The organism is Rhodococcus sp. MS13 (assembly GCF_013277835.1).
Taxonomy (GTDB): domain Bacteria; phylum Actinomycetota; class Actinomycetes; order Mycobacteriales; family Mycobacteriaceae; genus Rhodococcus_F; species Rhodococcus_F erythropolis.
The window spans coordinates 305,264-320,646 of sequence record NZ_VBTL01000009.1 but is presented as its reverse complement, the minus strand read 5'-3'; the positions used below and the strand labels follow the sequence as shown (position 1 = coordinate 320,646).

The 15,383-nt window shown below is 64.1% G+C and carries 11 protein-coding genes; 4 read left to right on the top strand and 7 right to left on the bottom strand.

Going from position 1 to position 15,383, the window contains the following annotated elements:
* Positions 1-45: 45 nt before the first annotated feature.
* Positions 46-1,590: a DUF6350 family protein gene (locus FEZ59_RS18915; protein ID WP_172933031.1), complete on the bottom strand. Its 1,545-nt coding sequence runs from the start codon at positions 1,588-1,590 to the stop codon at positions 46-48.
* A 121-nt stretch (positions 1,591-1,711) separates the two neighbouring features.
* Positions 1,712-2,764, bottom strand: a complete 1,053-nt coding sequence (locus FEZ59_RS18910; RefSeq protein ID WP_021332301.1) for a DUF5336 domain-containing protein — start codon at positions 2,762-2,764, stop codon at positions 1,712-1,714.
* 86 nt (positions 2,765-2,850) lie between these two features.
* On the opposite strand from FEZ59_RS18910, the gene FEZ59_RS18905 reads away from it, so the two are divergent.
* Positions 2,851-3,486, top strand: coding sequence for a YigZ family protein (locus FEZ59_RS18905; RefSeq protein ID WP_046378990.1), 636 nt, complete (start codon positions 2,851-2,853; stop codon positions 3,484-3,486).
* Between the two features lie 42 nt (positions 3,487-3,528).
* On the opposite strand, the gene sucD is transcribed toward FEZ59_RS18905, so the two are convergent.
* The 3 genes from sucD to FEZ59_RS18890 form a co-directional block, all read right to left on the bottom strand.
* Positions 3,529-4,431, bottom strand: coding sequence for a succinate--CoA ligase subunit alpha (sucD, locus tag FEZ59_RS18900; protein ID WP_003946432.1), 903 nt, complete (start codon positions 4,429-4,431; stop codon positions 3,529-3,531).
* A 15-nt stretch (positions 4,432-4,446) separates the two neighbouring features.
* A complete protein-coding gene (sucC, locus tag FEZ59_RS18895; RefSeq protein WP_019744753.1) occupies positions 4,447-5,616 on the bottom strand; it encodes an ADP-forming succinate--CoA ligase subunit beta in 1,170 nt (389 codons plus the stop codon).
* Between the two features lie 179 nt (positions 5,617-5,795).
* The gene (locus FEZ59_RS18890) at positions 5,796-7,637 is read right to left on the bottom strand and encodes a hypothetical protein (RefSeq protein WP_346343237.1); all 1,842 of its coding nucleotides are present in this window, start codon (positions 7,635-7,637) and stop codon (positions 5,796-5,798) included.
* A 232-nt stretch (positions 7,638-7,869) separates the two neighbouring features.
* On the opposite strand from FEZ59_RS18890, the gene FEZ59_RS18885 reads away from it, so the two are divergent.
* Entirely contained in the window at positions 7,870-8,892 is a 1,023-nt protein-coding gene (locus FEZ59_RS18885) for a M23 family metallopeptidase (RefSeq protein WP_020970357.1), read from the top strand.
* 78 nt (positions 8,893-8,970) lie between these two features.
* Here the strand turns inward: FEZ59_RS18885 and pcrA are convergent, their stop codons facing one another.
* Positions 8,971-11,463 carry a DNA helicase PcrA gene (gene pcrA, locus FEZ59_RS18880; RefSeq protein WP_020908650.1) on the bottom strand — a complete coding sequence of 831 codons (2,493 nt, stop codon included), beginning with the start codon at positions 11,461-11,463 and terminating at the stop codon, positions 8,971-8,973.
* A gap of 316 nt (positions 11,464-11,779) precedes the next feature.
* On the opposite strand from pcrA, the gene FEZ59_RS18875 reads away from it, so the two are divergent.
* Positions 11,780-12,106 (top strand): chorismate mutase, encoded by a 327-nt coding sequence (locus tag FEZ59_RS18875; protein WP_019744757.1) that lies wholly within the window; start codon positions 11,780-11,782, stop codon positions 12,104-12,106.
* 74 nt (positions 12,107-12,180) lie between these two features.
* On the opposite strand, the gene FEZ59_RS18870 is transcribed toward FEZ59_RS18875, so the two are convergent.
* A complete protein-coding gene (locus tag FEZ59_RS18870; protein ID WP_172933029.1) occupies positions 12,181-13,635 on the bottom strand; it encodes an NAD-dependent succinate-semialdehyde dehydrogenase in 1,455 nt (484 codons plus the stop codon).
* Positions 13,636-13,727: 92 nt separating this feature from the next.
* Between FEZ59_RS18870 and pgi the strand changes: the two genes are divergently transcribed.
* A complete protein-coding gene (gene pgi, locus FEZ59_RS18865) occupies positions 13,728-15,383 on the top strand; it encodes a glucose-6-phosphate isomerase (RefSeq protein WP_021345178.1) in 1,656 nt (551 codons plus the stop codon).

Here is a 15,383-nt window from a genome sequence, read left to right as displayed (position 1 = left end):
GAGAACTGGAAGATGATGCGGCCGGAGTATCGGCCGCATGACAGCCTAGTCGCTGGACTTCTGCGGCTTCGAGGGCAGGTCGGTCTCCGGCTCGGCCCCGGCTGCGGAGTCGGCTGTGGGGTCCGCCTCGGGTGCCGCGACAACCTCGGCGTCGACTACTTCGATCTCGACGGTTTCCTCTGTCACTACCTGCACGGGTTCGCCTGATTCCTCGACGATTTCCGCTTCGACGACCTTGGTGACAACGACCGCAGATTCCTGGGCCAGCACTTCGCCCGTATTCTCGTCGTCCTCGTCTTCCGGTGTGGCCGCAGCCGTGATCGCAAGTTCGGGCTCGACTGTTCGAGCCGGTTCAGCCGTCGGGGGCGCAACCTCGTCCTTCATGTGTCCGCGGTGTGAGAACCACATCGCGAACAGCGCCGAGACGGTTCCGAACAATCCCAGCCACGCAAAAGTCAGAAGACCGAAGCCCCACCACAGCACCTCGACGGTGCCGAACTGCCCGAGGTCTCCCCCGGCAGCAAGAGCGAGCAGCGCCATGACGACGCCGGCACCAGCAGCTGCCGTCAGCACTGCGAGCACGCTGTCCTGCCCGGCGATGCGTCGAGCGCAATCACGGCCGAGCATCATGCCCACCGCTGCCGGAACGATCAACAACACGGGCCAGATTCCACCGGCGACGCCTTCCGGAATCGCTCCGAGAAGGGGCAAGGGTGGCAGGTCACCGCCGATGTTGCCGAACACACTGATGGAGACATTGCCGAAATCGGCCGTCGATCCCGTCATCACCGCGGCTGCGCCGACCACGAGGTTCGGCAGGTAGAGCAGCGACAACACCGTCAATCCCAGTACGCCGACAAACCCGTTGCCGCGCGCGAGTAGGTCACCGACCGTCGACCACGACACGAGTAGTGACACCACGACGGCCACGGCGCCCGCAGCCAACAGCGCTGCCGACGCAGCCGTTGCCGGTCGAAGAGCGGCAGATGCCCACGGCGGAATCTCGGCGACGACGCGATCCCAGTGCGCAGCAGCAACACCGACGGACGCGGCGATCAGGTGAATCCCGGCGACCCAGCCGAAAGCGGCCAACGTGTTGGGGCTCGACAGCGGAATGGCTGCGGAGGCGTCGGCGACCACGGCGAGAGCGATTGCCGTGATAGTCAACGGTCCGGCCACCGCGGCCCCCACCAGGCGGAGGGTGTCGTCACGGGAGTCGGTGTGCACCGCAGTCGACGCGCATCGGCGTGCAACCACCCACATCATGACGGCCGTCGGAAGCAATGGCAGTACACCGAGTTGGACGCCGCTGATAGTCGCCGGCACCTGGTGGATGACCAACCATGTGGTGGCAATGGCGCCGAAGGTTCCGGTCAGGTCGCTGCTCGCCGATACCAAGGTGACCACAACGACAGCCGCGATCAGCAGCATCGTCAGACCCGACGGCCGGAAGGCGACCGTCAGCAGCTTGCGCGCCAGGTCCGGGTTCGGTGCCGGGCGACCGCCGCCGACGCGGCCGCCGCCAGTACGACCACGTCCGGGTCGTGAGGACGTGGGACGGGACCGGGTGCCATCAATCAAAGAACTCATCCCCTCGAGGGTTTCACTCGATAGTGCGCCGCGCACTCAGGCGCGCCGTCGGGCTCACGGAATGTGGCCTCCACCCGCAGCGGGTCGGAGGCCACATTCATGTTCGTGAAACGAAGTAGTACTACTGCTGACGCTCGTCGGGGTTCTGCGACCCGAAGACCTTGGTCTCGGCCGCGGAATCGCTGCTGCCCTGGTCAGGCTCAGCAGACGGCGTCGGCGCTTCGAAAGTGGGCGGCTCGAAGCCCGTCGGCTGCTCGGTCGAGCCAGTCTGCTGCTGGTTGTACGGCTGGCCGTAACCGCGCGGAGCGGTGAACTGATCCGACGAGTAACTCGGGTTCGGCTGACTCGCGGGCTGCGAGGTCAGCGGATAGTAAGACGACGTCGTCGCGGCCGAGTCGGTCTGTGCGGGATTCTGCACCGGGTTCTGACCGTAGGGAGACGCAGTCTGGCCGTAAGGCGGCTGCGAAGCAGTCGGGTCGGCGGGGGCGGCGTGCGCTCCCCCGTATCCCTGCTGCTGCGCCTGCCCGTACTGCGGGTTCTGCTGGTACTGGCCCGGCTGCTGAGCCTGCTGCGGCTGGCCGTACTGAGCCTGTCCGTATCCCTGCGGCTGACCTGGCGCCTGCCCCGGCGCCTGGCCCTGGGGCTGGCCATAGCCCTGCGGCTGACCGTACTGCTGAGCTACCGGACGCGGCGCGGGAGCCTTCAGGATTCCGATCTCGAACAACAACGCGGCGACTGCGACGACCGTCTGCACGAACGAGAGGATCAGCACGATGATCAGACCCCAACCGAGGCTGATGTCGACGTAGTCGCTGGTACCTACGGAGAACGCGGCGAACACCAAAGCGAAGAAACCCGTGAGGGTGAGCGCTGCGGCAATGCCTGCATACGACTGCTTCGGGAGGAGCGATACGCCTGCGACCACACCGCCGGCGAAAACGAATCCGAGGCCGTAGATGCTCGACTCGAAGAAGCTCGAACTGGTGTCCAGACCGCTACCGATGCCGCTGCTGCTTCCACTGATCGACGTGAAAGGCGCAAAACCGAGTAGGAAATTGATCAGGCCGAGTGCCGCGACGGCGATGAGCAGGATGAATCCGAGATTCTTGGTTCCACCGCCCGCTGCCGGCTGATTCGGTGGCCCGAAGCTGGGCCCTTGCGGCGTGAACGTCATGACTTCTCCTCGTAGACGGTCTTCGATGGTTACCAGCGTATGTGTCTCGACTTCGCACGCTAACACCGACAGGAGACAATGGGCAGATGCCCTTCACCCTCGCGCCCGGCGCCGACCATGTCGTCGAAACCGAGGTGAAGCACTCACGATTCATCGCCGCGCTTCGCCGGATCGACGACGCCGAGGCCGCCACGGAGTTCGTCGCGGAGCAGAAGTCGCTGTATCCCGATGCGCGCCATCATTGTTCGGCTTTAGTGATCGGATACGAAGCGAACTCACGCGTCGAACGTGCACACGACGACGGCGAACCAGGCGGGACAGCTGGGGTGCCGATGCTTCAGGTTCTCAAGTCTCGAGATCTGGTCGATGTGATTGTTGTCGTCACGCGCTACTTCGGCGGAATCAAGCTCGGCGCCGGTGGATTGGTCCGCGCGTATTCGGGAGCCGTCTCGGTTGCTCTCGATTCGGCCGAGCTTGTGGCCAGGGAGAGGAGGATCCTGCGCACTTTGGCGATCCGGCACTCAGAGGCCGGTCGGGTGGAAGCGGAGCTGAGAGCGCGGGGCGTCTCGGTGCTCGGAACTGCGTACGGATCGAAGGCGGTGATGACGCTCGCCGCCGGTGACGCCGACGATCTCGACTCGATCGTCGCATCCATCACATCCGGTGCCGGGCAGTTGGAACCTGCCGGGTCGATGTGGGTCGATACCACTGTGCGTGGTTAAGGAGTCCGGAGACTCCCTAACCACGCACGGGGGCGAAGCCCCTTACAGGGACTGAAGAATCTCGCGAGCGAGAGCAGCAGTGGCGGACGGCGTCTTGCCGACCTTCACGCCTGCAGCTTCGAGAGCTTCCTGCTTTGCCTGAGCCGTTCCCGAGGAACCGGAGACGATGGCGCCTGCGTGGCCCATGGTCTTGCCTTCGGGAGCGGTGAAGCCAGCCACGTAGCCGACGACCGGCTTGGTGACGTTGGCCTTGATGTAATCGGCTGCACGCTCTTCCGCGTCGCCACCGATTTCACCGATCATCACGATGACCTTGGTCTCGGGATCCTTCTCGAACGCCTCGATGGCGTCGATGTGGGTGGTTCCGATGACCGGGTCGCCGCCGATGCCGATGGCGGTGGAGAAGCCGAAGTCACGGAGTTCGTACATCATCTGGTAGGTCAGGGTGCCCGACTTGGAGACCAGGCCGATGGGGCCGGTGCCTGCAATGTTGGCGGGCGTGATGCCGACGAGGGCCTCACCCGGGGTGATGATGCCGGGGCAGTTCGGTCCGATGATGCGCGTCTTCTTGCCCTTGGACTCGTTGTACGCCCAAGCGTAAGCGGAGTCCTGAACCGGGATGCCCTCGGTGATGACCACGAGGAGCGGGATCTCCGCGTCGATGGCCTCGACGATGGCGTCCTTCGAGAAGGCCGGGGGAACGAATGCGATGGAGACGTCTGCGCCGGTCTCCTTGATTGCCTCTTCGACCGTCGCGAAGACGGGGAGCTCGACAGGGGAACCGTCAGCAGCAACGTGCGAGACCGTGGTGCCGGCCTTGCGAGCGTTGACGCCGCCGACGACCTGGGTGCCGGCCTTGAGCATCAGAGCGGTGTGCTTGGTGCCCTCGCCGCCGGTGATGCCCTGGACGATGACCTTTGAATCCTTGGTGAGGAAGATTGCCATTGTTCTGTGAGTCCCTTACTTCGCTGCGTGAGCGAGTTCGGCGGCCTTGTCGGCGGCCTCGTCCATGGTTGCGACGACCGTGACCAGCGGGTGGTTGGCCTCGGCGAGGATGCGACGACCCTCTTCGACGTTGTTTCCGTCCAGGCGAACGACGAGCGGCTTGTTGGCCTCGTCGCCCAGGGTCTTCAGTGCGCCGACGATGCCGTTGGCAACTGCGTCACACGCGGTGATGCCGCCGAAGACGTTGACGAACACGCTCTTGACCTGTGCGTCGTTCAGGATGACGTCGAGGCCGGCAGCCATGACTGCAGCGGAAGCTCCGCCGCCGATGTCGAGGAAGTTGGCGGGCTTGACGCCACCGTGGTTCTCGCCGGCGTATGCGACGACGTCCAGGGTGGACATGACCAGGCCTGCGCCGTTGCCGATGATTCCGACCTCACCGTCGAGCTTGACGTAGTTGAGGTCGTTTTCCTTGGCCTTGAGCTCGAGGGGATCGGTAGCGTCGCGATCCTCGAATGCCTCGTGGCCGGGCTGACGGAACGCCGCGTTCTCATCGAGGGTGACCTTGCCGTCGAGGGCGAGGATCTGATCGTCAGGCGTGCGAACGAGGGGGTTGACCTCGACGAGGAGTGCGTCCTCGTTGATGAAGACCTCCCACAGCTTCTGGATCGTGACGGCCGCTGCGTCGAGCACCTCTGCGGGCAGCTTTCCTGCCTCGGCGATGCTGCGCGCGAACGCGAGGTCGACGCCCTTGACTGCGTCGACGGGGATCTTGGCGAGGGCGTCGGGGTTCTCCTCGGCGGTGACCTCGATCTCGACGCCACCCTCTACCGAGCACATGGCCAGGTAGGTGCGGTTGGTGCGGTCGAGCAGGAAGGAGATGTAGTACTCCTCGGCAATGTCACTTGCCTCTGCGACCAGCAGCTTCTTGACGACATGGCCCTTGATGTCCAGGCCCAGGATTGCCTCGGCGTTTGCCACTGCGGCATCCACGTCGGGCGAGTACTTGACGCCACCGGCCTTGCCGCGGCCGCCTACCTTGACCTGTGCCTTCACCATCACGGGCTTACCGATTTCTTCGGCAATCTCGCGTGCGCCGGCGACTGTGTCTGTAACACGTCCAGCCGAAGTCGGCACTCCGTGCTTGGCGAAGAGTTCCTTCGCCTGGTATTCGAAGAGATCCATCTGCTCACCGTCTCGTCTGCGTTGTCACCCGCTCGAGGGGTAGGAGCGGGTCTGTTCTGGACTTTAACCAGTTGCCGCGTTCGGTTTGCGCCCGCACTGATGCTATGTGGCCCAAGTCACGCGCAAATGCGCAATGAGGCACGCCTCACCGATCGAGCAAGGTGGCCACACCGAATTTGTCAAGCATCAGTCTCACTGATTCTTGCGCTCGAGAACGCTGCAACGAGAAGCAACACTATGCCCGTGGCCGCTGTGATCGCACCCACCCCCACGGTTGCGTCCGATATGCGCGATGACGTGAGCGGCCACTCACTGACGTACACCAGAGCTGCCACGGCAGATCCGATCAGCAATGCCGCGCCTCGAGCCGGCCGCGCAGACGCTGCGATCACCGCGGCGATCACGACGGTGACGCCGACGAGCAGTTGCCCCCAGACGTCAATTCCCCACGGCCACTCCAGAACTGACGCCGCTGTGTAGGCGTCACCCCGATAGAGGGGAAGCGCGGTCCCGATCAGGACAGCGACTGCGCCGATCCCACCGACGAGAAGCACCAGCCCTCTCGAACCGCCGTCTACCGACGTGTCGACGTCTTCACGTTCTGCGCTTCCCGCCAGCCAGACGAGCAGTCCCGTCGCCGCAGCGAGGAAAGCCGAGCCGCAGAGCACGAAGGCACCGGCTCCCAACCCGACGCCTGGTACGTCCGTCGCGATGACCGCCGACTGCATGACAGCGGCGACTCCCATCACGACCGTGGTCCACAACACTCCGACGGCCGGACGCACCACGGCGGCGCGGCCCGGGGCAAACAGGCCCAGCGCGGCGAGGAGCAGTACGGCAGCCGAGAGCAGGACAACTCGAGACGACAGCATCGACGGTTCGGGAATGTTCTCCGGCAACGACAGGACCGGAAGTGCCACGCCCAGGGCTGCCACTGCTGCGGTGCCAACTGCGCCGATACCGGCAACGCGGTGAAGTCTGTTCACCCGCGCTTGCGCCGCCCGGGACTGAGCCACCATCGCTGCCTTGAGCGCACCCTTTGTTGTCTTCGCAGGCGCGCGGACCACACTTTCAGCGGGAATCGCATCCGTTTCACGCCTGGATGCGAGGTAAGGCGCTGAAACTCCGATCACGACGATGACCACGGCGGCCAGTGCCCCGACCACGGATCCCGAACCGACGCCGATCCGATCGCCGGCCGCGAACCCAGCCATCACCCTGGTTCCACTGACTGCGAGTGCGCCGAGACCGACACCGATCAGGGCCCCGCAGCCCACCGGTAGGGAGATGGACGTCAATGCCGCCGCGACCGCAACGAGCACCGCGACGCCGACCAATCCTGTACCGACGGCGGTGGCCGACACCGAGTCGACGAGCGGTTTGACCAGAAAGATCGGATCCTGCGAACTGAAGGAAGGACCGAACAGGGAGAGCACGAACACCACTGCGGCCAGAATCAGCAGCGCTGTCGGCCACGCGCCGATCCGTCCGCCAACCGATCGCCCGTCGAATTCCGCGGCGCGAGCGCTGCCGTATCCGTCCCGTTCCGATTCACGATGGACAGCGACAAGTCCGAGCACCCCGGACAGGACAAGAAGGCAGTGTCCCGCGAGCGCGAGATAAGCGCCAGGACCCGCATCGATCGAACCCGCCGAAATCGGACGGAAAAGGTCCAAGCGGTTTGCATCGATTGCGTCGACGAACAACTGGACGTCGAGAATTGCCGCTCCGAGCGACACCGCCCCGATACCGGCCAGGAGTCCACCGGCCAAGGCGGGCCTGCGGCCCGAGGTGAGCACTGCAACCAACGGCACGATGATCGTGCAGACGGCCGCGAAGAGAGCGGCAGAAGCAAGAGCCCCCGTCGTGTCGACCCCGCGGCCACTCCCGACTCCGACGACGGGACTGGCCGCCACTCCGACGGCACCGAGCAGTCCGATTACCGCCGCGAGTGGCGCCCCGGACTTCACTCCGGGGTCGTCGAAACGCGCCTGCGACGTAGTTCCAGGTGTTGTGGACACTCGATCGACGGTAGTGCCTGAATGGACCGGTGATCCGGTTGTGACACGCGTGATCACGAAACGAGATGATTCGTCCGTTTTGCCCGTATCGACATATTCCCAGGTCAAGCTGTGAGGCACGTCACATAATCGGACAGGTTTCCGCTACGGCTTGCGCCCATCGCAATCATTTCGTTACCGTCAGTCGGTCTAAGTCACGGGCTGATCACGAACTCGAGGAGAGAACCGGCATATGCATCACCGCAGCCAGTTCACCGCTAGTAGGTTCTCGAACTCAGCTCCAGACGAGGTCACGACCACTTATCCAACGCACTCGGCCAGGCGTTACACCGAGACCAAAAGTTCTGAGATCTCTACCGATATGTTCACTCGAAATTCATCCTCCACGTCGTCAGATTCCGACTCTCACGAGTTCGTCGAGTCCGACGTGATCAGCACCCCCACTTACGCCTCTTCCGCACCGACAGTCGATGTCGAATCTCCGGTTCGCCGCAGCGGTGCTCACCGACTCCCCACCCCTCCCTCTGCTCTCAAGGGCCGCGCCGCCGTTCTGGCAGTTGCAGCCGGCGCAGTTGTCGCCGCGGGCCAGGCAGTTGTCAACGACGGTTCCTCTTCCGCCGCCGACCACTCGGAAGTTGCACTCGCCAACGAGTCCTCCGCGATCGGCACCACCGCAGAACCGCAGGCCGCTCAGTTCGCTCCGGCCACCTCCACGGCAGCCACCACCGAGGCCGACGCTCCCCAGGTCCTCAACGTCGCAGCACCGACCGACCTCTCCCAGTTCAGCAACCTGCTTGCCAAGGGCCAGCGTTTCAGTGACGAGCGCGCAGCACGCGAAGCAGCTGCCCGTCGCCCGCTGTTCGTCCTGCCGGCAGTCGGCACGTTCACGTCCAACTTCGGCACCCGCTGGGGCACCCTGCACGCCGGCGTCGACATCGCCGCCCCGATCGGGACGCCCATCGTCGCAGTCGCCGACGGCAAGGTCATCGATTCAGGTCCGGCTTCCGGATTCGGCATGTGGGTACGCCTACAGCACGCAGACGGAACGATCACCGTCTACGGCCACATCGACACGTCCACCGTCACCGTCGGTCAGCAGGTCATGGCCGGCGACCAGATCGCCACTGTCGGCAACCGCGGCTTCTCCACCGGCCCCCACCTTCACTTCGAGGTTCACCTCGCCGGCGAGAACAAGATCGACCCCCTCCCTTGGCTCGCATCACGCGGCATCAGCCTCGGTATCGAGCAGGACTGACCGCAAGCCCAACGCTTCTGACAAAAATTTCCGGCCCGCACCTTTCCAGGTACGGGCCGGAAATTTTTTGTCTGTCTTCTACAGCTTGACCATCGGCACACCGCCGATGAGCATCAACCGCACCTTGCCCGCGCTACCGAAGTCGATGGTGACCGTCGCGGTGGGTCCGGTGCCCTTGGTTTCCAACACGGTGCCCAGACCGTACTTGTCGTGACTGACGCGGTCACCCGTGGCAAGGACCAGAACGTTGTTGCGGCCACGCGCGGCACCGAAACTGGGAGTCGACGCAGCCTTGCCGGACCCTCCCCCGTAGTTCTGCCCGCCACCGTATCCCTGGCCGCCCTGGCTGCCGTATCGGCTTCCGCTGCCGTAACCCGGCCTGCCGCTTCCGAATCCACCACCGGTGCCCGGATCCTCACGGCGCCAATTGATCAGGTCCTCCGGGATCTCCTGGATGAACCGCGACGCCGGGTTCTGGATCGGTTGTCCCCAAGCCGAACGCATGATCGCGCGCGTCAGGTACAGGCGCTGCCTGGCACGGGTGATGCCGACGTAAGCGAGTCGACGCTCTTCGGACAGCTCTGCCGGATCACCGAGGGCGCGCATGTGCGGGAACTGCCCGTCCTCCCAACCGGTGACGAAGACGACCGGGAACTCGAGGCCCTTGGCGGTGTGAAGCGTCATCATCGTGACGACGCCGTCGTCGGAGTCCGGCAGTTGATCGGCGTCGGCGACAAGCGATACCCGTTCGAGGAAGGCGGCAAGCGAACCCGGATCGGGTTCGCCTTCACGCATTGCTGCGGTTTCCTCGTCGTCCGGATCGATCAGTCCGGCCGCGTTTCGTGCGTCGGAGCTGAATTCTCTTGCCACGCTGACGAGTTCGTTCAAGTTGTCGAGCCGCGCGCCGTCCTGTGGATCGCTGCTGGCCGCAAGCTCGGCGCGGTAGCCGGTGCGCTCGAGCACCGCCTCGGCGACCTCACCGATGTCACCGAGTTCGAAGGGTTCGTCCTCGTCGGCGGCCGGTGTCGGCAGCAGGGCCCGCAGCCCGTCCATCATCTCGAGGAACGACGCGATGGCCTTCTGTGACCGCGTATTGAGCAGCGCCACTTTGCCTTCCGCGCCGTCGCGCAGTGCGGCGGCGAAGCTGATGTTGCGATGCTCGGAGTGCACGGCGACGCAGGCTTCGGCTCGATCACCGATACCGCGTCGTGGCGTGTTGAGAATGCGTCGCAGGCTCACGGTGTCGTCTTCGTTGGCGAGGACGCGCAGATACGCGACGATGTCCCGAACTTCCTTGCGCTCGTAGAAGCGAACGCCGCCGACCACCTTGTACGGCACTCCGAGTCGAATGAAGATCTCCTCGAGCGCGCGTGAGGAGTTGTTGGTCCGGTAGAACACCGCGATGTCGGCGAACTTGGTCTCGCCCTGGTCCACCAGCCGATCGATCTCCGAGGCGACAAAAGATGCTTCGTCGTGCTCGTTGTCTGCAACGTAGCCGACGATCAGTTCACCTTCACCCGAATCAGTCCACAGACGCTTTTCACGTCGGCCGGTGTTCTTGGAAATCACGGAGTTGGCCGCAGACAGAATGTTCTGCGTCGAACGGTAGTTCTGTTCGAGAAGGATGGTCCGAGCGTCCGGGTAGTCGCGTTCGAACTCTTCGATGTTGCGGATAGTGGCTCCGCGGAATGCGTAGATCGACTGATCGGCGTCACCGACGACGCACAATTCGGCCGGGGCAACGGCATGGTCGGACTCTCCGGCACCGCCGACCAGTTCACGCACCAGCATGTACTGCGCGTGGTTGGTGTCCTGGTACTCGTCGACGAGCACGTGACGGAAGCGGCGGCGGTAGTACTCGGCGATCTGGGGAAACGCCTGGAGAAGCGCAACGGTCTCACCGATGAGATCGTCGAAGTCGAGTGCGTTCGCCGCACGCAACCGCTGTTGGTAATGGCCGTAGACCTTGGCGATCAGTCGCGGCAGTTCGGCCGGATCCTGATCGGCTGCGACAACCGCCTCTTCCGGTCCGACGAGTTCGTTCTTCAGGTTGGAGATGTGAGTGGCGAGAAGCCGCGCGGAGAATCGTTTGGTGTCGAGCTCGAGGTCCTTCGAGATCATCGTCAGCAGTCGACGCGAATCGTCGGAATCGTAGATCGAGAAATTCGAGTTCAAACCGGGCAGGAGCGCCGCCTGTGCTCGCAGGATGCGCACGCAACTGGAGTGGAACGTCGATACCCACATGGCGTTGGCACGCGGTCCGACAAGGGCTGCCACACGCTCGCGCATCTCGGCCGCAGCCTTGTTGGTGAACGTGATGGCCAGGATTTGACCGGGGGTGACACCCCGCTCGGCCAGCAGATAGGCGATGCGACGCGTCAGTACTGCCGTCTTGCCCGAGCCGGCGCCCGCGACGATCAGCAACGGCGAACCGGCATGGACCACGGCCTCGCGCTGTTGCGGGTTGAGACCCTCGAGGAGGGCGTCCGAACCCGCGCCATGTCCCCGCGCGCCGCCCCCGTCGTGCTGGGAATGTCCGTCGTGCTCACCGAGTGCTGGGTACGTGTTCATCGCCTGTCCACGCTACCGGCGTCCACCGACACGGTCGTCAGTGCGTCCACCTGCTGGTAGAGGCACTTGGATTACCTGTGTCGAGCATGGCAAACTGGACGCTATGTTCAGCATTTCCGTTCGCGACAACACGGCCGACCCCGTCGGCCCGCTGTGGCGTTACTTTACGTGCCCCGGACCTCGGTGCACGTGATCTGAACAGCTCACCCGCCCCTGGTCCGAATCGGATCCGGGGCATTTTCGTCAGTGTGCCTGGATCGGTAACGACCCGAGCCGAGACCACGATCCACGCAGTAGGAAGAGGAGACGAATAGCAATGAGCACCCAGGCTGCAGCCCCCAATGGAAATACTGTAAATACTGTAAATACTGCTCCGACAGACGTCGAGATCCCCCAGAGTGAGGCGGAGATCGACGAACTACGGAAAGAAATCGACCGTCTCGACGCCGAGATCCTCGCGGCCATCAAACGCCGCTCCGAGGTCTCCCAGATCATCGGCCGTACCCGGATGGCATCGGGTGGTCCGCGTCTGGTGCACAGCCGAGAGATGAAGGTCCTCGAACGGTTCAACGAGCTGGGCCAGGAAGGCCACACCCTCGCGATGCTGCTCCTGCGCCTGGGCCGCGGACGCCTGGGCCACTAGCGCACACCCAGATCACTTGCGAACGGCTACATCGGATGCCTCTGGCAGTCCCGATGTAGCCGTTCGTGTGTGTATCAGTTCTCGAGCGCGATGTACTTCGTGTTCAGGTATTCCTCGATCCCCTCGGTCCCGCCCTCGCGGCCGAATCCGGATTCCTTCACACCGCCGAACGGCGCTGCCGCGTCCGAGATCACTCCTCGGTTGACGCCGATCATTCCTGATTCCAGTGCGTCGGAGACCCGAAGCGCACGGTCGAGATCCCTCGTGAAGATGTACGCAGCCAATCCGAACTCGGTGTCGTTGGCGGCCGCGATGCCTTCGGCTTCGGTGTCGAAGCCGGTGATCGCGGCAACGGGTCCGAACACCTCTTCCTTCAGTATCCGCGCGCTCGCCGGAACGTCGGCCAACACCGTGGCCGGATAGAAGTAACCCTCACCACCTGGCGCTTTACCGCCCAGTCGAACCTTCGCCCCGGCATCCACCGCATCTGCAACCAACTCTGCGACCGTGTCGAGCTGGTTCTGGTTGATCAGCGGGCCGAGCTTCGTCTCCGGGTCGGTACCCGGTCCCATCGTGAACGCCGCCATCTTCTCGGTCAGCTTGGTCGTGAACTCCTCACGCACGGCGTTGGCGACATGGAACCGGTTGGCGGCGGTGCAGGCTTCGCCTCCGTTGCGAAGCTTGGCCAGTACCGCACCCTCGACTGCCTTGTCGACGTCCGCGTCGTCGAACACGACGAAGGGCGCATTGCCACCCAATTCCATCGACGTGCGGAGCAATCGCTTCGCGGACTTCTCCACCAGCATCTTGCCGACGCCGGTGGACCCGGTGAAGGTGAGCTTGCGCAGTCGAGGGTCGTCGATGAGAGGGCCGGTCACTTCACCGGATTTCGATGTCGGCAACACCGAGAGGACTCCGTCGGGCAGCCCTGCTTCGGCCATGAGCTGAGCGAGCAGCAGCATCGTCAACGGGGTCTCCGAGGCGGGCTTGACGATGATCGTGCAGCCGGCGGCCAACGCCGGTCCGATCTTGCGGGTGCCCATCGCCAACGGAAAATTCCAGGGAGTGATGGCCAGACACGGTCCGACCGGCGCCTTGGTGACAAGGATCCCGCCGTTGCCCGCCGGCGCCGGCGTGTAGCGCCCGCCGATGCGAACGGCCTCCTCGCTGAACCACCGGAAGAACTCGGCGCCGTATTTGACCTCGGCACGGCTCTCGGCGAGTGCCTTGCCCATTTCGAGGGTCATCAGCAGCGCCACGTCCTCGGCGCGCTCGGTGATCTTCTCGAAGACGGCTCGCAGAATTTCACCACGCTCGCGCGCAGGTGTGCTCGCCCACTTCGACGAGACGGCCACGGCTTCGTCGAGAGCGCGCAGCGCGTCCGCGGGGCTCGCATCGGCGACGTCGGTCAACGATTTTCCGGTCGCCGGATCCGCCACCGGGAAGGTCGCGTTGTTCTCCGCGGGCTCGAACCGGCCGCCGACGAACAACTGGGTGGGAACTGATCGAATGAATTCGAATGTGTCCATGGGTTCCATGATGCTCGTCGAAGCCGCGTCCGTCTGCCCGCGAGCGAGACTCACGCGGAAGTTTCCAGCTTGTGCCACTAAAGTCGATGATCGTGAGCACTGACATCACCGGAACCTCAGCCTGGCAGAAACTGCGCGCTCATTACGCCGACATCGAAGGCGTTCACCTGCGAGAACTCTTCCAGGACGATCCAGCCCGCGGGCGAGAGCTGACGATCGACGCCGGTGATCTTCACATCGACTACAGCAAGCATCGCGTCAGCCGCGAGACTCTCGCGCTACTCGTCGAGTTGGCCCGCGAGGCCGGCGTCGAGGCACGACGCGACGCGATGTTCGCGGGCGATCACATCAACAGCTCGGAAGACCGAGCCGTGCTGCACACAGCACTGCGTCTGCCGAAGGATTCTGCTCTGACCGTCGACGGTCAGGACGTCGTCGCGGACGTTCACGAAGTTCTGGACGCGATGGGCGCTTTCGCGGATCGGGTGCGCAGTGGCGAGTGGACGGGCGCCACCGGCAAGCGCATCCGCACCATCGTCAACATCGGCATCGGCGGTTCCGACCTCGGGCCCGTGATGGTCTATCGCGCGCTACGGCACTACGCGGACGCCGGGATCAGCGTTCGGTTCGTCTCCAACATCGACCCGGTCGACCTGGTCGGGCAGCTCGACGACCTCGATCCGGAGACGACGCTCTTCATCGTCGCGTCCAAGACGTTTTCCACCCTCGAGACGCTCACCAACGCGACGGCGGCAAAGCGTTGGCTGTTCGCCGGTCTGGGCAGCGAAGACGTCTCGGCCGTAGCCAAGCATTTCGTCGCAGTCTCCACCCATGGTGATCGCGTGGCGGAGTTCGGCATCGACACCGCGAACATGTTCGGATTCTGGGATTGGGTCGGCGGGCGCTACTCCGTCGACTCGGCGATCGGACTGTCGGTCATGTGCGCCGTCGGACCCGTTCGTTTTGCCGAATTCCTCGACGGTTTCCACCAGATCGACACGCACTTCCGAAACCAACCGCTCGAGCAGAACGCGCCGGTTCTCCTCGGGCTCATCGGGCTCTGGTACTCCAACTTCTTCGGCGCTCAGTCCCGCGCAGTGCTGCCCTACTCCAACGACCTGTTGCGCTTTCCCGCGTACCTGCAGCAGCTGACCATGGAGTCCAACGGCAAGTCGGTTCGCGCCGACGGCTCACCGGTGACCACGTCCACCGGTGAGATCTTCTGGGGCGAGCCGGGGACCAACGGCCAACACGCGTTCTATCAGCTCCTACATCAGGGCACGTGGCTCGTGCCCGCCGATTTCATCGGCTTCGCGGAATCCACCGACGATCTGCCGACGGCGGACGGCACCGGATCCATGCACGATCTGCTCATGAGTAACTTCTTCGCTCAGACAAAGGTTCTCGCGTTCGGCAAGACCGCCGAAGAAATCGCTTCAGAGGGCACGGCCCCGGAGTTGGTGCCGCACAAGGTGATGCCAGGCAACCGGCCTTCGAGCACCATCCTGGCCAAGGAATTGACGCCCTCGGTCGTCGGTCAGTTGATCGCACTCTACGAGCACCAGGTATTTGTCGAAGGTGCTGTGTGGGGTGTCAATCCGTTCGATCAGTGGGGCGTCGAACTCGGCAAGACGCAGGCACTGGAACTGGGACCTGCACTCTCATCCGAAGAGGCACCCGGCGACCTCGGCGACACGTCCACCGACGCACTCGTGCACTGGTACCGCAAGGAGCGCGGACGGGCCTGA